This window comes from Spiribacter aquaticus (assembly GCF_007625215.1).
Classification (GTDB): Bacteria; Pseudomonadota; Gammaproteobacteria; order Nitrococcales; family Nitrococcaceae; genus Spiribacter; species Spiribacter roseus.
This window is the reverse complement of sequence record NZ_VMKP01000004.1, coordinates 24,461-43,025: the sequence shown is the minus strand read 5'-3', so window position 1 is coordinate 43,025 and position 18,565 is coordinate 24,461. Positions and strand designations below refer to the sequence as shown.

The following is an 18,565-nucleotide window of genomic DNA, read 5'->3' as shown; positions in this document are numbered from 1 at the left end:
TCAGTGATTGCCGCTGAGGGTCAGGATATCGACGCCCCCATCCGTGACGGCGACGGTGTGCTCCCATTGGGCGGAAAGGCTGTGGTCCTTGGTGACCACCGTCCACTGATCGCCGAGCAGGCGTGTTTCGGCGCGCCCGGCATTGATCATCGGCTCGATGGTGAAGGTCATGCCCGGCTTGAGGACCTCGCCGGTGCCGGGCTGGCCGTGATGCAGCACCTGCGGGTCTTCGTGAAAGCCGCGCCCGATGCCGTGACCACAGTACTCGCGGACCACCGAGCAGCCTTCAGCCTCGGCGAGGGTCTGGATGGCGTGGCCGATGTCCCCCAGCCGCGCGCCCGGCCGGACCTGATCGATGCCGGCATGGAGCGCATCGAAGGCCACCCGGCTGACGCGGCGGGCCTGGACCCCCGGATCACCGGCAAAGTACATCCGGCTGGTATCGCCGTGCCAGCCGTCGTGGATCACCGTGATGTCGATGTTGAGGATGTCGCCGCGCTTGAGCTTTTTGCTGCCGGGAATGCCATGGCAGATCACGTGATTGACCGAGATGCAGGTGGCTTTCGGAAAACCACGGTAGTTGAGCGGCGCCGGGATGTCGCCCATGGCGTCGATTTTCTCGTGGCAGAGCCGATCGAGTTCGGCGGTGGTCACGCCGGGCCGCACATGCTCGGCGATCATGTCGAGCACCGCGGCGGCGCGGGCACCGGCCTCGCGCATCTTCTCGATCTCGGCGGCAGACTTGGTGGTGATGGTCATGAGGGCTTTCAAATTGTCGCTGTGAGCCGCCTATGGTATAAATGCCGCGCCATTTGGGCAATTCAATCCAGAAACCACACATGTACCGACACGACTGGCTGGGTGCCCTCGAGGTTGTCAGTTGCGGGTGCATGGAGGCTCAACCCACCACAAGGAGTTTACAGACATGGCGAAAGTGACCATGCGCCAGATGCTGGAGGCCGGCGTGCATTTCGGCCACCAGACGCGGTACTGGGATCCGAAGATGGCTCCCTATATCTTCGGCCACCGCAACAAGATTCATATCGTCAACCTCGAAAAGAGCCTGCCGCTCTACGAGGATGCCGTGAACTATGCCGGCAAGCTCGCCGCCAACGGCGGGCGCATCCTGTTCGTGGGCACCAAGCGTGCCGCGCAGGACGCGGTCCGCGAAGAGGCCGAGCGCTGCGGCATGCCCTACGTCAACCACCGCTGGCTGGGCGGCATGCTGACCAACTTCCGCACGGTCAAGCGCTCGATCCGCCGGTTCAAGGAGCTGCAGCAGCAGAAGACCGATGGCACCTTCGAGAAGCTTGGCAAGCGCGAGGTCCTCTCCCTGCAGCGCGAGATGGACAAGCTCGAGCGCTCGTTCGGCGGCATCGTCAACATGGAGTCACTGCCGGACGCGCTGTTCGTGATTGACGTCGGTTACGAGAAGATCGCCATCCAGGAAGCGCGCAAGCTCGGCATTCCGGTGGTGGCTGTCGTGGACACCAACAACAGCCCGCGTGAGGTCGACTACGTCGTGCCCGGCAACGACGACGCCATCCGTGCCATTCGTCTGTACCTGCGGGGGATCTCGGACGCCATCCTTGATGCGCGCATGAGCACTGCCCAGGCGCCGGCCGGCGACGACGAGTTCGTCGAGCTGCCGGGGGAGCCGGCGGCGGCCGAGGCGCCGGCCAATGACGAAACCGACACCAGCGGCGAGCAGACCGCCGGTTAATCTGACACGGACAGAGGAAGCATCGAATGGCAATTAGCGCACAACAGGTCAAGGATCTGCGTGAGCGTACCGGCGCCGGCATGATGGAGTGCAAGAAAGCGCTGGTGGAGACCGACGGCGACATGGAGGCCGCGGTCGAGCACATGCGTAAGCGCGGCCTGGCCAAGGCCGATAAGAAAGCCGACCGTGTGGCCGCTGACGGAGCGGTCGTCGCAAAGATCGCCGACGACGGCCACAGCGGCGCCATCGTCGAGATCAACAGCGAGACCGATTTCGTCGCCAACGGCGACGACTTCAAGGCCTTCGCCGCGCAGGTGGTCGAGCGGATTCTGGCCGATGACCCGGCCGACCTTGAAGCGTTGATGGCGCTGCCGTTCAACGCCGGGGGCGAGTCCGTCGAGCTGGCGCAGAAAGAGCTGGTGGCCCGGATCGGCGAGAACATCCAGGTCCGACGGTTCCAGCGCTACGCGAATGACTCGGCGCAGGTCCATCACTACCTGCATGGCAGCCGCATCGGCGTGCTCATCGAGATCGAAGGCGGTGACGAGGCACTCGGGCGGGATCTGTGCATGCACATCGCCGCCAGCCGGCCGGTCTGCGTCAGTGTCGACGATGTCCCCGAGGAGCGGGCCGCCAGTGAGCGCGAGGTGCTCGTCGCGCAGGCCGAGGCATCGGGCAAGCCGCCGGAGATTATCGATAAAATGGTCGAGGGCCGTCTGCGCAAGTGGCTGGCGGAGATCACGCTGCTGGGTCAGCCCTTCGTGAAGGATCCGGATCAGACCGTCGAGGCCCTGCTCGAGGCCAAAGGGGCCCGAGTGATCAACTTCACCCGCCTCGAGGTGGGAGAGGGCATCGAGAAAAAGCAGGAGAACTTCGCCGAAGAGGTGGCCGCGACGATTCAGGGCACCTGAGGAGTCGTTCGATGGCAGATCCCGTCTATAAACGCATCCTGCTCAAGCTCAGTGGCGAGGCACTGCTCGGCAATGCCGAGTACGGCATCGACCCGGTGGTGCTGCGCCGTCTCGCCGCCGAGGTCCATGCCCTGATCGATCGTGGCGTCGAGGTGGCGCTGGTGATCGGCGGGGGCAACATCTTTCGTGGGGCGGGTCTCGCCGCCTCGGGTATGGACCGGGTGAGCGCCGATCACATGGGCATGCTCGCCACCGTCATGAACGGACTCGCCATGCAGGACGCCCTCGAACATGAGGGCGTTTTTACGCGGGTGATGTCGGCGGTCAAGATCAATCAGGTCTGCGAGGACTACATCCGCCGCCGGGCCATCCGCCATCTCGAAAAAGGCCGGGTGGTCATCCTGGCCGCGGGCACCGGGAATCCGTTTTTCACCACTGATTCGGCGGCGAGCCTCCGGGCGGTGGAGATCGGGGCCGACCTGATGCTCAAGGCCACCAAGGTGGACGGGGTCTACTCCTCGGATCCGATGACCGACGAGTCAGCCTTCCGCTACGAGCGTCTCACCTACGACCGCGTGCTCGACGAACGTCTGTCCGTGATGGATGCGACCGCGATCGTGATGTGCCGTGACCAGAACATGCCTATCATCGTATTCGACATTAACCGGCCCGGCGCACTGGCAAGCATCGTTGAAGGCGAAGCGGTCGGCACGCGGGTCGAGCGAGGGTAATCGAATGATCGAGGACATCGAAAAAGACGCCGGCCAGCGCATGGATAAAAGCGTCGAGAGCCTGCGCAACGATCTCCAGAAAATCCGCACCGGACGGGCGAACACCAGCCTGCTCGACCAGGTCACGGTGAGCTACTACGGCACTGAAGTCCCGCTCAATCAGGCGGCCTCGGTGGCGGTGGGCGACGCGCGGACGCTGACGGTGACGCCGTTCGAGAAAAGCATGGTGGGGCCCATCGAAAAGGCCATCATGGAGTCCAACCTCGGGCTCATGCCCAACTCCGCGGGATTGACCATCCGCATACCGCTGCCGCCGCTGACCGAGGAACGGCGCAAGGATCTGGTCAAGGTGGTGCGCGGCGAGGGCGAACAGGCCAAGGTCGCCATCCGCAACATCCGTCGTGATGCCAACGGCGATCTCAAGCAGCTTCTCAAGGACAAGGACATTACCGAGGACGAGGAGAAGCAGGCCGAGGATCGCATCCAGAAGCTCACCGATCGGCATGTCAAGACCATTGACGAGATGCTTTCGGCCAAGGAAGAAGAGCTGATGGCCGTCTAGGGTCATTGGGCCTATGACGACCGAGCAAACGCCGCCTCACGATGTCGTCCCGCGACATGTCGCAGTCATCATGGACGGCAATGGGCGCTGGGCCGCCGAGCGCGGCGAGCCCCGCCACCATGGCCACCGCGCCGGTGCCGAGGCGGTCCGCCGCACGGTAGAGTACTGTGCCCGGGCCGGCGTTGAAGCACTGACCCTGTTCGCCTTCAGCAGCGAGAACTGGCAGCGCCCGGCCGCCGAGGTGAGCATGCTCATGTCGCTGTTCATGCGGGTGCTGGATCGTGAGGCCCAGCGCCTGCAGCGCAATGGCATCCGCCTGAACGTGGTGGGCGATCGTGACCGTCTGTCGCGGGCGCTTCAGGCGCGCTGTGAAGCCGCCGAGGCACTGACGGCCGACGAAACCCGTATGCAGCTCAATATCGCCGCCAGCTATGGCGGACGCTGGGACATTGCCCGGGCGGCACGCCGCCTCGCTGAGGAAGTGGCCGCCGGAGAGCGCACGCCCGAGTCCATTGATGCCGATGCCCTGAGCGGGCAGACCTGCCTGAACGCGCTGCCAGCGCCGGATCTTTTCATTCGCACCGGCGGCGAGCAGCGCATCAGCAATTTCCTGCTCTGGCAGATGGCCTACACCGAGCTCTACTTCACCCCGGTGCTCTGGCCGGACTTTGACGATGACGCCCTGGGCGCTGCGTTCGACTGGTTCGCTCGCCGGGAGCGCCGGTTTGGTCGGGTCAGTGCGCCCGCCGGCGACGGGGGCACTGGCGATGCTTAAGCAGCGCGTGCTGACGGCGGTCCCTCTGGCGCTGGTGGTATTGGCCATTGTCTGGTGGGCACCGGGTATCTGGACCCAGGGCGTGATGGCCGCCGCCATGGTGATGGCGGCCTGGGAGTGGGCGGATCTGGCCGGTCTGCGGGCCGGTGCCGCGCGCCTTGGCTACGCGGGGTCCGTCGCCGGACTGATCGCGGTAGCAGCCCTGCTTGACGTCCCGGCACGCGCCGGTTGGCAGGTCCCCGGGCTAATCTGGTGGCTCGGGATCGCGGTCTGGCTGCTGTCCGTGTCGCGTCGATCGGCGATCCCCCCGCTCCCCGGTTGGCTGCGGGGTGCGGCGGGGCTCATCACCCTGACCCTGGCCTGGCTGAGTGTGTCGGCCATCCACGCCCGCAGTGGCCTCGGCCCGTTGTGGCTGACGCTGTTGATGGGACTGGTCTGGGGCGCGGACATCGGCGGCTATTTTGCCGGACGGCGCTTTGGTCGGCGCAGACTCGCCGCCACCATCAGCCCGGGGAAGACCTGGGAAGGGGTGGTCGGCGGGCTGTTGCTGGCCCTGCTAGTGGCGCTCGGGGTGGAGCGGATCAGTGCCGGGGCGGCCGGCGACATGCCTGGTCTGGCCTGGCTGCTGCCGGTCACGGTCATGGTGGTAGTTTTCTCGGTGGTGGGGGACCTGGCCGAAAGCCTGCTTAAGCGGCAGGCCGGTCGCAAGGACAGTGGCCGCCTGCTACCCGGGCATGGCGGACTGCTCGATCGCATTGATGCACTGCTTGCCGCGGCACCGGTCATGGCCGCGGCGCTGGTCAGCGTCTCATGATGGACGCGGCAGAGCCCACTGGCATCGCCCTACTCGGCGCCACCGGGTCGATCGGCGCGAGCAGCCTCGACGTCATCGCCCGCCACATGGATCGCTACCGGGTCGTGGCGTTATCCGCGCATCGGGATGTGGCCGCCATGGAGCGCCTGTGCCGACGGTTTCGCCCGGCGCTGGTGGCCATGGCGGATCCCCACGCGGCCGCCGCATTGCGCCGGCAGATCAGTGATCTGAGCGATACAGCCGTGGCTGAAGGCGCCGCTGGGCAGACGGCGGTCGCCACCCACGCGGAGGCGCAGACCGTCATCGCCGGCATCGTCGGGGCGGCTGGGCTCGCGCCGTGTCTGGCGGCCGTAGAGGCCGGTCGGCGGGTGTTGATCGCCAACAAGGAGGCCCTCGTCGTCGCCGGCTCCTTGATCATGAACGCCGCCCGCCGCAGCGGGGCCGTGCTGCTACCCATCGACAGCGAGCACAACGGACTCTTTCAGTGCCTGCCCGCACGCCCCGGTCAGCCGTTGTCGCTGGCCGGGGTCGAGCGCCTGGTCCTGACCGCCTCGGGCGGGCCGTTCCGCGATCGCGACCCGGCCACACTGAGTGAGGTCACGGTGGCCGAGGCCTGTGCCCATCCCAACTGGTCGATGGGTCGCAAGATTTCCGTGGACTCGGCCACGATGATGAACAAGGGCCTCGAGGTGATCGAGGCCTGCCGGTTTTTCGGCCTGCCCGCCGATCAGGTGGAGGTCGTGGTGCATCCACAGAGTTATGTCCACGCCCTGGTCCAGTATCGGGATGGATCCACGCTTGCTCAGATGGGCAATCCGGACATGCGCACCCCGATCGCCAATGCCCTGGCCTGGCCCGAACGGGTGGCGGCGGGCGTGGCGCCGCTGGATCTGGTTGGCGCCGGTCGGCTTGATTTTGCCGCGCCGGATGATCAGCGGTTTCCGTGTCTGGCCCTTGCCCGGGCGGCGCTGAAGGCGGGGCGTGGGGCCACTGCAGCGCTCAACGGCGCCAATGAGGTGGCCGTCGCGGAGTTCCTGCGGGGCGGTCTGCGATATGATCGGATCGCCGGGGTGATCGAGGAGACGCTCGCCGCCCGGCCGGCGGAACCGGATGACACCCTCGAGGCGCTGATTGGCCACGAGCAATGGGCGCGACGGCAGACCACCGAATCGCTCCAACGCGGGAGGCACCGTTGAGCTTGCTGATCAATATACTGGGGTTTGTGCTGGTCATCGGCGTGCTTGTCGCCGTCCACGAGTTCGGTCACTTCTGGGTGGCCCGTCGGGTGGGCGTGCGCGTGCTGCGTTTTTCCATCGGGTTCGGCCGCCCGCTGCTGCAGCGGACCGGTGCGGATGGTACCGAGTATGTGCTCGCCGCCATCCCGCTGGGTGGCTATGTGAAAATGCTCGACGAGCGCGAGGCACCGGTGGACGAGGCCGAGCAGCATCGCGCCTTCAACCGCAAACCGCTCTGGGCGCGCAACGCGGTGATCTGCGCCGGACCGGCGTTCAATTTCGCGCTGGCGATCGTGGCGTATTGGCTGGTGTTCGTGATCGGCGCCACGGAGGTACGGCCGGTGATCGGGCCGGTGGCACCGGAGTCACCCGCCGCCACCGCCGGGCTTGCCAGCGGTGACGAGTTCCTGCGTGTGGACGGCAATCGGGTCCAGGCGTGGGATGAAACGGTCATGACCCTGATCGGTGCGGCGGACGATGGGCCGTTCCCGATCGAGGTGGAACGCGCCGGTGGGGCGCGGGCCAGCCTTGATCTGGACCTGACCGGGGTGCAGCTGCTCGAGGAGCAGGGCGAGGTGCTCGAGCGTATCGGCCTGCAGCCGATGCAGCCGCGGATCGACCCGGTGATCAACGAGGTCGTGGAAGGCAGCAGTGCCGCGCGCGCCGGTCTGCAACCGGGGGACCGGATCCGCGCGCTCGACGGTGAGCCGATGGACACCTGGCGGGCGCTGGTCATGGCCATCCGCGATCGCCCCGAGCAGACCGTGTCGCTGGCTTTTGAGCGGCAGGGCGACACCCTGACGCGGACCTTCACACTGGACAGCCGCGGGTCGGGAGGCGATCGCACCGGCGTGCTGGGTGTGACCCCGCAGGTACCCGAGGGGACGTTCTCGAACCTGCGTCACGAGGTCCGCTACGGGCCGGTCGCCGCGGTGGGCGAGGCCGTGGGATCAAGCTGGCGCGCCGCCACCCTGACCGTCGATGTGCTGGTGAAAATGGTGATCGGCGAGGCATCGGTGAAAAACCTGAGCGGCCCGATCAATATCGCCCAGTACGCCGGCGACTCGGTATCGCTGGGGCTGATCCCGTTTCTCAAGTTTCTTGCGATCGTCAGCATCAGTCTTGGTATCCTTAATCTGATGCCCGTACCGGTACTGGATGGTGGGCATTTGCTGTACAACACGATCGAATGGGTGCGGGGGCGTCCGCTTTCCGAAGCCGCGCAGGGTATGGGCCAGCAGATCGGCATGGTGCTGCTGTTCATGCTCATGGCCCTGGCGTTCTACAACGATCTCAACCGGATATTCGGCGCCGGGGGCTGAGTAAAGAGCGAATGATGCGATTAAGACTGGCCGCGTTTCTGCTGCTGCTGGCCGGGTTCAGCGGCGCACAGGCATTCACGATTGAAGACATCCGCATCCGCGGACTGGATCGTATCGCCGAGGGCACGGTACTCAACTACCTGCCGCTGGAGGCGGGCGACGAGCTGACCCCGGCCCGCACCTCGGATGCCGTGGAGGCCCTTTTCGATACGGGCTTTTTCGATGATGTCAGTCTGCTGCGCGACGGCGATACGCTGATCGTTGAGGTGGACGAGCGGCCGGCCATCGCCCGGATCGAGTTCATCGGCAATAGCCAGATTGACAGCGAGCGCCTGCGGGAGGGGCTCAGTGGCGCCGGCCTCGGTGAGGGTCAGAGCTTTGACCGGCCGCTGCTCGCGCGCATCGAGCGCGAGCTCGAGCAGCAGTACTTCGCGCTTGGCTACTATGATGTCGACATCGAGAGCACGGTCTCGCCGCTGCCACGCAATCGCGTCAGCCTGCGGGTGGACGTGGAGGAGGGCGAACCGGCTTCGGTCCAGGGCATCCGCTTTATCGGCAATCGGGCCTTTGATGTTGATCGCCTGCGGGGTGTCTTCGAGATGGGGCCCAAGGCCTGGTGGGCGGTGCTCTCGCAGCGCGACAAGTACTCCCGCGAGCGTCTGTCCGGTGATCTGCAGCGGCTGCGCGCGTTCTACCGCGACCGTGGCTATGCCGATTTCAGTATTGAGTCGACCCAGGTCACCATCAGCACCGACCGCGAGCGCATCAACATCACCGTCAACCTCGATGAGGGACAGCAGTATACCGTCGGCGACATCGAGCTCGCCGGTGATCTGATCTATCCCCGCGAGACGCTGCGTGATCTGATCGCCATCGACAGTGGCGCGATCTACAACCAGCGCAACATCACCCGCAGTGTCGAGGCCATACAGGAAAAGCTCGGCGAGCGGGGTTACGCCTTCGCCCGGGTGAATCCCGTCCCGGAGCTGCGTGAAGCCGATCGGGTGGTCGATCTGACGCTGTTCGTCGACCCGGCCGAGCGCGTCTACGTCCGGCGGATCCGCATCAGCGGCAATGAATCGACCCGCGATGATGTGATCCGCGGCGAGCTGACCCAGTACGAGGGGACCTGGCTGTCGACCCGCGACCTCCGTAACTCCGAGTCGCGACTGGGTCGGCTGGGCTTTTTCAGTGATGTCAGCATCAGCACGCCGCGGGTGCCGGGTACCACCGACCAGGTGGATGTCGAGGTGGATGCCACCGAGCGTCTCTCGGGCAGCCTGCGCGCCGGTGTCGGGTTCGGGAGTGACCAGGGGCTGCTGCTCAACCTCGGGGTGCAGCAGGACAACCTGTTCGGCACGGGTGACCGGGTCGAGTTCGTCGCCAACAGTGATGACGCCGACACCGTCTATCGCCTGTCGTACCTTGAGCGTAACCACACCATGAGCGGCATCGACCGGCGGTATGCGCTGTCATTCCGGGACCGCGACGCGGACGAGGCCGATCTGGCGGATTACGGGGTCAAAACCACCCGCGCGTCCTACGGCTACCGGATCCCGGTCAGTGGTAGCGACCGGCTGGGTGCCGACGTGACCTTCGAGGACGTGGCCCTTGAATTTTCCGATCCGACCGAGTTCCAGGAGGATTTCCAGGCGCGCAACGGCAAGTCGAACCGGGCGATCCTGACCGATCTGTCCTGGACCCGGGATACCCGCAATACAGCGATCTTCCCATCCAGCGGAGCGCGTCAGCGTCTGGGTCTGGCAGTGGCCCTGCCGCAGGTCTCCGACATCGAATACTATCGGTTCAGCTACGAGCAGTCCCGCTACCTCGCGCTCAACGAGCAGTTCACGCTGGTGCTGGATGGCACGCTGTCCTACGGCAACGCCTATGGCGAGGGCGAGCGTCTGCCGTTCTACGAGAACTTCTTCGCCGGCGGTATCCGCACGGTCCGCGGCTATGAGGCCAACTCACTGGGTCCCCGGGACGAAAACAACGACCCCACCGGCGGCAATCTGCGCGCCCTGGGTCGCGCCGAGATCCGCTTCCCGCTGGCCCAGGACGAGGATGGCAACAACCTGCGCTTTGCCACCTTCATCGACGCCGGGCAGGTCTGGGACCGCGAACGCGACAATCTGCGCGACAAGTCCGATATTTCCTTTTCCGGCCTGCGCTACTCCGCGGGCCTGGGACTGGTCTACTATTCACCCATCGGACCGTTCACGGTCAGTATTGCCGAGCCAATCAATGACAAGGGCAATGATGACACCCAGCGCTTTCAGTTCACGATTGGAGCCAGTTTCTGAATGTCTGTTTCCAGGACCGTGACGCTGCGCCTGCGCCATGCCGTGTGTGCCCTTGTCCTGCTGGGCACGGCGACGGCGGCGCCGGCGCAGCCGGATAGCGACCTGTCGATCGGCTACGTCAACCCGGGGCGGGTCTCGGATGAGGCGCCACAGGCCGACGCCGCCCGCCAGCGGCTGCAGGAAGAGTTCGCCCCGCGGGATGAGGAGATCATCGCCCTGCAGGAGTCGCTGCGCGATCTCGAAGATCGGCTCGCCAACCAGCGCATGAACCTCGACAGCGAGGCCGAGGAAGCGTTGCGCCGCCGCATCGTCAATCAGCGCCGACAGATCCAGCGCCAGCAGGAGATTTTCCGGGAGGACTTCAACCTGCGCCGCAACGAAGCGCTGGGCGATCTGCAGCAGCGCATCCTGCGGGTGGTCGAGCGGTTCGCGGCCGAGCAGGGTTATGACCTGGTGGTCAGTGACGGCGTCGTCTTTGCCAGCGATGCGGTGAACATCACCGATCGCATCATCGAGCGGCTCGAGCGGCAGTACGAACAGCGCAATAACAATGAATGAAAGGGGAGTCACCGGTGGCCGATTCGCGGTATACGCTCGATGAGCTGGCGGCGCTGACCGGGAGCGTCTGCGAAGGGGCGGGGCAGGTGGCCATTCACGCGGTGGCGCCGCTGGAAACCGCGGGCCCGGACGAGATCAGCTTTCTGGCGAACCGTCGATATCGTGCGCAACTGGCCGACACGCGCGCCGCAGCGGTCATCCTGCCGCGTGAGGAATCGGTGCAGGGCGCCCGGTTCGCGGTGTTGCGCGCGGACAATCCCTATCTGGTCTTCGCCCGTATCGCGTGGCTGCTCAACCCGCCGCCAGCGCCCACGGCAGGCGTTGATGAGACGGCCGTGGTCGCGCCGGGTGCCCGGGTCGACGCGTCCGCAAGCGTGGCGGCGCAGGCGGTGATCGAGGCCGACGCGTGGATCGGACCGGGCTGCTCGATCGGCCCGGGCAGTGTCATCGGGACCGGGGTGTCGCTGGGAGCGGGCTGCCAGATCGGCGCCAACGCGTCGGTGCTGGCGGGCAGCCGGCTCGGCGAGCGCGTCGAGGTTCTGCCCGGCGCCGTCATCGGCAGCGCCGGGTTCGGTTTTGCGGACGCCGGCGATCACTGGGAGTCGGTCCCCCAGCTTGGGCGTGTGCTGATTGGCGACGATGTCTCGATCGGTGCGAACACTACGGTGGACCGCGGCTCGCAGGGTGATACCCGAATCGGCGATGGCTGCAAGATCGACAATCTGGTGCAGATCGCGCATAACGTGCAGATTGGTGAACACACGGTGGTGGCGGCCAATGCCGGCATCTCCGGCAGCACGCGCATCGGGCGATACTGTAGGATCGCAGGCGGTGTCGGCTTTGTCGGGCATCTGGAGATCGCCGACGGCGCCACTTTTACCGGCATGAGCATGATCACCGGTAATATTCACGACGCCGGGGTGTATTCCTCGGGCGTGCCATTGATGCCCACCCGCGAGTGGCGGCGCAGTGCGGTGCGGTTCCGGCAGCTTGATGACATGGCCCGCCGCCTCGAAAAACTGGAGCGATTGATGGAAACCACAAAGGATCGTGATGGGCGCTGATCAAACCGACGCCGTGGACTGCTGGATGGGGCCCGAGGCGATACGCGAGCGGCTGCCGCATCGGTACCCGTTTCTGATGGTCGACCAGGTCGTCGATTACACCCCGGGCGAGTCCATCAGCGCGCTCCGCAACGTCAGCGCCAGCGAGCCCTGGGTGCCGGGGCATTTTCCCGAAAAGACCATCATGCCCGGCGTGCTGCTGGTCGAATCGATGGCCCAGGCCTGCGGACTGCTCGCGTACGTCACCCGCGAGGCCGAGCCCGACGTCGAGATGCCGGCGACGCCGCCCCTTTTCTATCTGGTGGGTGTGGATGAGGCGCGCTTCAAGCAGCCGGCCTGCCCCGGGGATCAGCTTGCGATCAGCGCCCGGCTTGACCGGGTGGTCCGAGGTATCTGGCTTTTCAAGGCCCGCATCGAGGTCAACGGCCGGTTGGTCACAAGCGCGGGGATCCGTTGCACGATGGGGGCGTCGTGAGCGACATCCATCCCACCGCCATCGTCGACCCGAGTGCCGAGATTGCCGCGGGCAGCGGGATCGGGCCCTATGCCGTGATCGGCCCCCAGGTGGTGATCGAGGCCGATTGCCAGATCGGCTCACACGCGGTCGTCAACGGCCCGACCCGGATCGGCAGCGGCACCCGCATCTTCCAGTTCGCCTCGGTGGGTGAGCAGCCCCAGGATAAGAAGTTCGAGGGCGAGACCAGCCGCCTGGAGATCGGGCGCAACAATACGATCCGCGAGTTCGTCACCATCAACCGTGGCACTCAGGACGGCGGTGGCGTGACCAGCATCGGCGATGGCAACTGGATCATGGCCTATGTGCATATCGCCCATGACTGTCAGGTGGGACAGGGGGTGGTCTTCGCCAACGGCGCCTCTCTGGCCGGTCACGTCAGCGTGGGGGACCGGGCGACCCTGGGTGGGTTTACCCTGGTGCATCAATTCTGTCGCCTCGGCGAGGGATGTTTCACCTCCATGGGCAGCTGTGTACGGCGCGACGTGCCGCCCTGGGTGATGGTGGCCGGCGACCCCGCGACGCCGCATGGCACCAACAGCGAGGGGATGCGGCGGCGCGGTTTTGACAGCGATGGGCAACGCCGGCTGCGATCGGCCTATCGCACCCTCTACAAGCGCGGCCTGCGGCTGCAGGAGGCCATCGAGGCGATCGAGGCGGACGCCACCGATGACCCGGCGCTGCAACGGTTCGTGGCATTCCTGCAGGCCTCGCCCCGCGGCATCGTGCGCTGAGCGGAGCGCGATCGTGCGAATCGCGCTGGTTGCCGGCGAGCCGTCTGGCGATTTCCTGGGCGCCGGACTGATCCGCGCCCTGGCGCGCCGTTATCCCGATGCCCGGTTTGAAGGTGTTGGCGGTCCTGACATGCAGGCGGCCGGCCTTGTCAGCCACCACCCCCTCGAGGCGCTTTCGGTGATGGGCATCGTCGAGGTGCTGGGGCATCTGCCACGACTCCTCGCCATCCGTCGTGACCTGCGGCGGCGCTGGCGGGCCGATCCACCGGATCTTTTCATCGGCATTGACGCCCCCGATTTCAATCTGGGCCTGGAGCGCTCGCTGCGCCGGGCCGGGGTCCCGACGGTCCACTACGTCAGTCCCACGGTCTGGGCCTGGCGCAGTGGCCGGCTGCGCGCGATCCGTCGGGCCGTGGATCGCATGCTCTGCATCTTCCCCTTCGAGGCCGATTATCTGCAGGCGCAGGGCGTGGACGCCCGGTTCGTCGGCCATCCCCTGGCGGACGCCATCGATCCGGCCGGCACGGCGGACGCCGCACGCGAATCACTGGGCGTGGCTGCCGACGAGACCCTGATTGCGCTGCTGCCGGGCAGCCGCGGCAGCGAGATCAAGGCGCTGTTACCGGTGTTCCTCGATGTGGCGGCGCGGCTTGCCGAGGCAGCACCGCAGCGGCGCTTTGTGATCCCGGCCGCCACGCCCGCGCTGCAGGCCCGCATTGAAGCGGCGCTTGACGGCATCACGCCGCCAATGCCCATCGAGGTGGTGGCCGGTCAGGCGCGCACGGTGCTGGCCGCGGCCGATGCCGGTCTGATCGCCTCGGGGACGGCAACCCTCGAAGCCATGTTGCTGCACTGCCCGGCGGTCATGGCGTATCGGGTCAACTGGCTGACCGCCGTGCTGATCCGGCGCAGTCTGCGCATCAGCCACTTTGCCATGCCCAACCTGATGGCCGGCGAGGCGTTGATGCCGGAGTTTGTCCAGGACCAGGCCACGGCCGAGAATCTGGCCACGGCGCTTACCCGCCTGCTCGACTCCCCCGTGCAACGCGAAGCGATGGCCCGCCGGTTCGCCGCCCTGCATCGCGAACTGCGCCAGGATGCCGGCGAGCGCGCCGCCGATGCGGTGGGCGAGCTCCTGGACGGGTCGCCGGGGCCGGTCTGATGGAGTCGGTGGAAGCCGGCATTGCCGGGGTCGATGAAGTCGGGCGCGGGCCGCTGGCGGGTCCGGTGGTGGCCGCGGCGGTCATCCTCGACCCTGCCGACGACTGGACGGATCTGCGCGACTCGAAACGCCTCTCGGCGCGGCGGCGTGAGGGTCTGGATGCGCGTATCCGCGCCTCGGCAGTGGCCTGGGAGATTGCCGTCGCCAGCGCGGGCGAGATCGATGCGCTGAACATCCGCGGCGCAAGCCTGCTTGCCATGCAACGCGCGGTCGAGGCGTTGACACCGACACCGGTGGCGGTGCGGGTGGACGGGCGCGACTGCCCGAGCGTCGCGCCCCCGGTGACCGCCCTTGTGGGCGGTGACGATCGGGTGCCGGCCATTGCCGCGGCGTCGATCATCGCCAAGGTCCATCGTGACCGCCTCGCGTTGGATCTGCATGCCCGCTATCCCGACTATGGATTCGACCGGCATCGCGGTTATCCGACCGCGCTGCACCGCGAGCGGCTCGCCCGCCATGGGCCCTGTGCCGAGCATCGCCGCAGCTTCAGACCGGTCCGCGCGGCATTGGCCCGCTATCTTCCGCCAGCCTCCGGGCGGTAATATAACCCCCTCAAGTTGGCGATCCGGTTGACCTCATGCCCCCAGGCTTTGTCCATCTCCACCTGCACACGGAATTCTCCCTGATCGACGGGACCGTGCGCGTGAAACCGCTGGTGGAAGCAGCGGCGCGACAAGGCATGCCCGCCGTCGCCATCACCGATCAGGGCAACCTGTTCGGCATGGTCAAGTTCTACAGCGCCGCGGTGGCCGCCGGCGTCAAGCCGCTGATTGGCGCGGATCTGCGCATCGCCGCCGGTGACCGCGACGATCACCACACGCTGACATTTCTGTGCATGAACGACGCCGGCTACGCCAACCTGACCCGGTTGATCACCGCTAGCTATCTGCAGGGACAGGGTCAGGGGCTGCCGCTGGTCGACCGCCAGTGGCTGGATGACTGGAACGAGGGGCTGATCGTGCTCTCCGGGGCGGCCCGCGGTGATGTCGGCGAGGCCCTGGTGGCCGGCAACGGCGACCTGGCCCGGCGCCGGCTCGCGTTCTGGCAGGAGCGGTTCGGCGATCGTTACTACCTTGAACTGCAGCGTACCGGGCGTCCGGGGGACGATGCCCACGTCCATGCGGCGGTCGCTCTGGCCGGCGAGTGCGCGGTGCCGGTGGTGGCCACCAATGACGTGCGCTTTCTCGAGCCCTCCGACTTCGAAGCCCACGAGGCCCGGGTCTGCATCCATGAAGGCCGGGTGCTGCATGATGACAACCGGCCGCGGCGCTACAGCGAATCACAGCACCTGCGCAGTCCTGAGGAAATGGCCGAACGCTTCGCCGACCTGCCCGAGGCGCTGGAGAACACCCTGGCGATCGCGCGGCGCTGCAACCTCTCGCTGACGCTGGACCAGAACGTGCTACCGGATTTCCCGGTGCCCACCGACCAGACCATTGATGATTACCTCCGGGCCGAGGCGCGCGCGGGGCTGGATCAGCGCATCCAGCGGCTGGGCACGCCGGGGGGCAGCGAGGCCGAGTACCGTGAGCGGCTCGAGCACGAGCTTGGCGTGATCATTAAGATGGGGTTCCCCGGGTATTTCCTGATCGTCGCCGACTTCATCCGCTGGGCGAAATCGCAGTCCATTCCGGTGGGGCCGGGACGGGGTTCCGGCGCCGGCTCGCTGGTCGCCTACGCGCTGGATATCACCGACCTGGATCCGCTGCGCTATGACCTGCTGTTCGAGCGCTTTCTCAACCCCGAGCGGGTGTCCATGCCCGATTTTGATGTCGACTTCTGCATGGAAAAGCGCGACCGGGTCATTGATTACGTGGCCGAGCGGTACGGCCGCGAGAAGGTCTCGCAGATCGCCACCCACGGCACCATGGCCGCACGGGCCGTGGTCCGTGACGTCGGCCGGGTGCTGGGGCATGCCTATGGCTATGTCGATCGCATCGCCAAGCTGATCCCGTTTGAAGTGGGGATGACGCTGGACAAGGCGATGGCCCAGGAAGCGGATCTGCGTGAGCTGGGCGAACAGGACGAGGACGTCCGCTTTCTGCTTGATCTGGCCCAGCGCCTCGAGGGCCTGTCACGCAATGTCGGCAAGCACGCCGGCGGGGTGGTGATCGCGCCCAGCGATCTGACCGATTTCTCGCCGCTGTTCTGTGAGCCGGGGGGTGGCGGGCTCGCCACCCAGCTCGACAAGGATGACGTCGAGGCGGTGGGCCTGGTGAAGTTCGACTTCCTGGGCCTGCGCACGCTCACCATCATCGACTGGACGGTACGCGCGGTGAACGCGCTGCGCGCCGATCAGGGCGAGACGCCACTGGATATCGAGACCATCCCGCTGGATGACGGCCCCACCTTCGAGCGGCTCAAGGACTGCCAGACCACCGCGGTGTTCCAGCTCGAGTCGCGGGGCATGAAGGATCTGATCCGCCGCCTGCGCCCGGACAGTTTCGAAGACATCATCGCGCTGGTGGCGCTGTTCAGGCCGGGGCCGCTGCAATCGGGCATGGTCGAGGACTTCATCGACCGCAAGCACGGTCGCAAGCCGGTCGCCTATCCCACGCCCGAACTGCATCACGCCGCGCTGAAACCGATCCTCGAGCCCACCTACGGGGTGATCCTCTATCAGGAGCAGGTCATGCAGATCGCCCAGGCCGTGGGCGGTTACAGCCTGGGTCAGGCCGATCTGCTGCGGCGCGCGATGGGCAAGAAAAAACCCGCCGAAATGGCGAAACAGCGGACCCTCTTTCTGGCCGGTGCGAAGGAGCAGGGCCTGCCCGACGCACAGGCCGAGGGCCTGTTCGATCTGATGGAGAAGTTCGCCGGCTACGGCTTCAATAAGTCCCACTCGGCGGCGTATGCGCTCCTGTCGTATCAGACGGCGTGGCTGAAGGCGCATTACCCGGCCGCGTTCATGGCGGCGGTGCTGTCATCCGACATGGATAACACCGACAAGGTCGTGACCCTGATCGACGAATGTCGGGCGATGTCGCTGGAGGTGGCACCGCCGGACATCAACCGCTCGGACTGGATGTTCCAGGCCCCGGATCACGGTGGCATCGTCTACGGCCTGGGCGCCGTCAAGGGCGTCGGGCAAGCCGCTGTCGAGGCGATCATCGAGGCCCGCCGGGACGGTGGCGCCTTCGCCGATCTGCACGACCTGTGCCGGCGCATTGACCTGCGCCGCGTCAACCGCCGGGTGCTCGAGGCCCTGATCCGCTCCGGCAGCCTGGATACCCTCAGTCCGAACCGCGCCTCGGCGATGGCGACGCTGCCGGCGGCACTGCAGGCGGCGGAGCAGCAGAGCCGTAATGCCGAGCTGGGACAGGATGATCTGTTTGGTCTGGGCGCGCCGGCCGAATCCGCGGCCGGGCCGCACCACGAGGCCAGCGCCGTACATTGTGCCGAATGGGCCGAGCGCGAGCGGCTGGCGGCGGAGAAGGAGACCCTGGGCCTGTATCTGACCGGTCACCCCATCGAAGAGCACGAGGCCGAGCTCTCGGGATTCATCAGTTGCCGGCTCAACCAGGCCTCGACGGGGCTCGATCGCAACAGCGCCCGCGGCAAGGGCGAGGCCCGGGTAGTGGTCGCCGGTCTGGTGGTCGCGGCGCGCAGCCGGGTCACCCAGAGTGGCCGGCGGCTGGGCTTTGTCACCCTCGATGACCGGACCGCGCGGCTCGAGGTGATCCTGTTTGGCGATGTTTATCAGCGCCACCGGCATCTGCTGGAAAAGGACCAGCTCATCGTGGTCGAGGGTGATCTGGGCTATGACGAATTCAGTGATGGGTATCGCGTGTCGGCCGAGCGGGTCTACGACCTCGCCGGCGCACGGCTTCAGTTCGCCCGTCGGCTGGTGCTGCGCGTGGCCGCGGGTGAGGCGGGCAACGGCTTTGTACCGGCCCTCGCCGAAGCACTCACGCCTTACCAGTCAGGCGGCTGTCCGGTGTGCATCGACTACGAGGGCGAGGGCGCCCTGGCCCGACTGCGGCTGGGTGATGAATGGCGGGTGCGGCCCGAGCCCGAGCTGATCACCCGGCTGACACGCCTGCTGGCGGCGGACCGGGTGGCCGTCGACTACCGCCGCTAGGGGCATGATAGAC

Annotated in this window: 17 protein-coding genes; 16 read left to right on the top strand and 1 reads right to left on the bottom strand. The window is 66.6% G+C overall.

From position 1 onward, the window contains the following. Positions 1-759, bottom strand: a complete 759-nt coding sequence (map, locus tag FPL11_RS09020; protein WP_110882747.1) for a type I methionyl aminopeptidase — start codon at positions 757-759, stop codon at positions 1-3. A 166-nt stretch (positions 760-925) separates the two neighbouring features. On the opposite strand from map, the gene rpsB reads away from it, so the two are divergent. From rpsB to dnaE, 16 genes are read left to right on the top strand one after another with little or no spacing between them, the layout of a single operon-like run. Beyond that, positions 926-1,723, top strand: a complete 798-nt coding sequence (gene rpsB, locus FPL11_RS09015) for a 30S ribosomal protein S2 (RefSeq protein WP_144348317.1) — start codon at positions 926-928, stop codon at positions 1,721-1,723. Between the two features lie 26 nt (positions 1,724-1,749). Beyond that, positions 1,750-2,634 (top strand): translation elongation factor Ts, encoded by an 885-nt coding sequence (gene tsf / locus FPL11_RS09010; protein WP_144348316.1) that lies wholly within the window; start codon positions 1,750-1,752, stop codon positions 2,632-2,634. A gap of 11 nt (positions 2,635-2,645) precedes the next feature. Continuing rightward, positions 2,646-3,365, top strand: a complete 720-nt coding sequence (gene pyrH / locus FPL11_RS09005; RefSeq protein WP_110882752.1) for a UMP kinase — start codon at positions 2,646-2,648, stop codon at positions 3,363-3,365. Positions 3,366-3,369: 4 nt separating this feature from the next. Further along, complete coding sequence (gene frr, locus FPL11_RS09000) at positions 3,370-3,927, top strand: ribosome recycling factor (RefSeq protein ID WP_110882754.1); 558 nt, start codon at positions 3,370-3,372, stop codon at positions 3,925-3,927. 13 nt (positions 3,928-3,940) lie between these two features. After that, positions 3,941-4,702, top strand: a complete 762-nt coding sequence (gene uppS / locus FPL11_RS08995; protein ID WP_110882755.1) for a polyprenyl diphosphate synthase — start codon at positions 3,941-3,943, stop codon at positions 4,700-4,702. After that, positions 4,695-5,516, top strand: a complete 822-nt coding sequence (locus FPL11_RS08990; protein WP_159300480.1) for a phosphatidate cytidylyltransferase — start codon at positions 4,695-4,697, stop codon at positions 5,514-5,516. The genes uppS and FPL11_RS08990 overlap by 8 nt, the downstream gene beginning before the upstream one ends. Continuing rightward, entirely contained in the window at positions 5,513-6,712 is a 1,200-nt protein-coding gene (locus FPL11_RS08985; protein ID WP_235012776.1) for a 1-deoxy-D-xylulose-5-phosphate reductoisomerase, read from the top strand. Before FPL11_RS08990 ends, FPL11_RS08985 begins: the two co-directional genes overlap by 4 nt. Continuing rightward, positions 6,709-8,073, top strand: a complete 1,365-nt coding sequence (gene rseP, locus FPL11_RS08980; RefSeq protein ID WP_144348313.1) for an RIP metalloprotease RseP — start codon at positions 6,709-6,711, stop codon at positions 8,071-8,073. The genes FPL11_RS08985 and rseP overlap by 4 nt, the downstream gene beginning before the upstream one ends. 11 nt (positions 8,074-8,084) lie before the next feature. Further along, a complete protein-coding gene (bamA, locus tag FPL11_RS08975) occupies positions 8,085-10,379 on the top strand; it encodes an outer membrane protein assembly factor BamA (RefSeq protein ID WP_144348312.1) in 2,295 nt (764 codons plus the stop codon). Then, complete coding sequence (locus tag FPL11_RS08970; RefSeq protein ID WP_110882763.1) at positions 10,380-10,937, top strand: OmpH/Skp family outer membrane protein; 558 nt, start codon at positions 10,380-10,382, stop codon at positions 10,935-10,937. A gap of 14 nt (positions 10,938-10,951) precedes the next feature. Then, positions 10,952-12,001 carry a UDP-3-O-(3-hydroxymyristoyl)glucosamine N-acyltransferase gene (gene lpxD, locus FPL11_RS08965; protein ID WP_235013446.1) on the top strand — a complete coding sequence of 350 codons (1,050 nt, stop codon included), beginning with the start codon at positions 10,952-10,954 and terminating at the stop codon, positions 11,999-12,001. Continuing rightward, on the top strand, positions 11,991-12,476 hold the full coding sequence (gene fabZ / locus FPL11_RS08960; RefSeq protein WP_235013356.1) for a 3-hydroxyacyl-ACP dehydratase FabZ: 486 nt from the start codon (positions 11,991-11,993) through the stop codon (positions 12,474-12,476). Before lpxD ends, fabZ begins: the two co-directional genes overlap by 11 nt. After that, positions 12,473-13,249 (top strand): acyl-ACP--UDP-N-acetylglucosamine O-acyltransferase, encoded by a 777-nt coding sequence (gene lpxA / locus FPL11_RS08955; RefSeq protein WP_110882894.1) that lies wholly within the window; start codon positions 12,473-12,475, stop codon positions 13,247-13,249. Before fabZ ends, lpxA begins: the two co-directional genes overlap by 4 nt. Positions 13,250-13,262: 13 nt before the next feature. Then, positions 13,263-14,411 (top strand): lipid-A-disaccharide synthase, encoded by a 1,149-nt coding sequence (gene lpxB / locus FPL11_RS08950; RefSeq protein WP_235013445.1) that lies wholly within the window; start codon positions 13,263-13,265, stop codon positions 14,409-14,411. Continuing rightward, a complete protein-coding gene (locus tag FPL11_RS08945; RefSeq protein ID WP_144348309.1) occupies positions 14,411-15,013 on the top strand; it encodes a ribonuclease HII in 603 nt (200 codons plus the stop codon). Before lpxB ends, FPL11_RS08945 begins: the two co-directional genes overlap by 1 nt. A gap of 35 nt (positions 15,014-15,048) precedes the next feature. Beyond that, entirely contained in the window at positions 15,049-18,552 is a 3,504-nt protein-coding gene (dnaE, locus tag FPL11_RS08940; RefSeq protein ID WP_144348308.1) for a DNA polymerase III subunit alpha, read from the top strand. Positions 18,553-18,565 lie beyond the last annotated feature (13 nt).

What these genes read in the sequence shown, in the direction of transcription:
- map (WP_110882747.1), bottom strand. Translation starts at nt 759, where the DNA reads ATGACCATCACCACCAAGTCTGCCGCCGAGATCGAGAAGATGCGCGAG.
- rpsB (WP_144348317.1), top strand. Translation starts at nt 926, where the DNA reads ATGGCGAAAGTGACCATGCGCCAGATGCTGGAGGCCGGCGTGCATTTC.
- tsf (WP_144348316.1), top strand. Translation starts at nt 1,750, where the DNA reads ATGGCAATTAGCGCACAACAGGTCAAGGATCTGCGTGAGCGTACCGGC.
- pyrH (WP_110882752.1), top strand. Translation starts at nt 2,646, where the DNA reads ATGGCAGATCCCGTCTATAAACGCATCCTGCTCAAGCTCAGTGGCGAG.
- frr (WP_110882754.1), top strand. Translation starts at nt 3,370, where the DNA reads ATGATCGAGGACATCGAAAAAGACGCCGGCCAGCGCATGGATAAAAGC.
- uppS (WP_110882755.1), top strand. Translation starts at nt 3,941, where the DNA reads ATGACGACCGAGCAAACGCCGCCTCACGATGTCGTCCCGCGACATGTC.
- FPL11_RS08990 (WP_159300480.1), top strand. Translation starts at nt 4,695, where the DNA reads ATGCTTAAGCAGCGCGTGCTGACGGCGGTCCCTCTGGCGCTGGTGGTA.
- FPL11_RS08985 (WP_235012776.1), top strand. Translation starts at nt 5,513, where the DNA reads ATGATGGACGCGGCAGAGCCCACTGGCATCGCCCTACTCGGCGCCACC.
- bamA (WP_144348312.1), top strand. Translation starts at nt 8,085, where the DNA reads ATGATGCGATTAAGACTGGCCGCGTTTCTGCTGCTGCTGGCCGGGTTC.
- FPL11_RS08970 (WP_110882763.1), top strand. Translation starts at nt 10,380, where the DNA reads ATGTCTGTTTCCAGGACCGTGACGCTGCGCCTGCGCCATGCCGTGTGT.
- fabZ (WP_235013356.1), top strand. Translation starts at nt 11,991, where the DNA reads ATGGGCGCTGATCAAACCGACGCCGTGGACTGCTGGATGGGGCCCGAG.
- FPL11_RS08945 (WP_144348309.1), top strand. Translation starts at nt 14,411, where the DNA reads ATGGAGTCGGTGGAAGCCGGCATTGCCGGGGTCGATGAAGTCGGGCGC.
- dnaE (WP_144348308.1), top strand. Translation starts at nt 15,049, where the DNA reads ATGCCCCCAGGCTTTGTCCATCTCCACCTGCACACGGAATTCTCCCTG.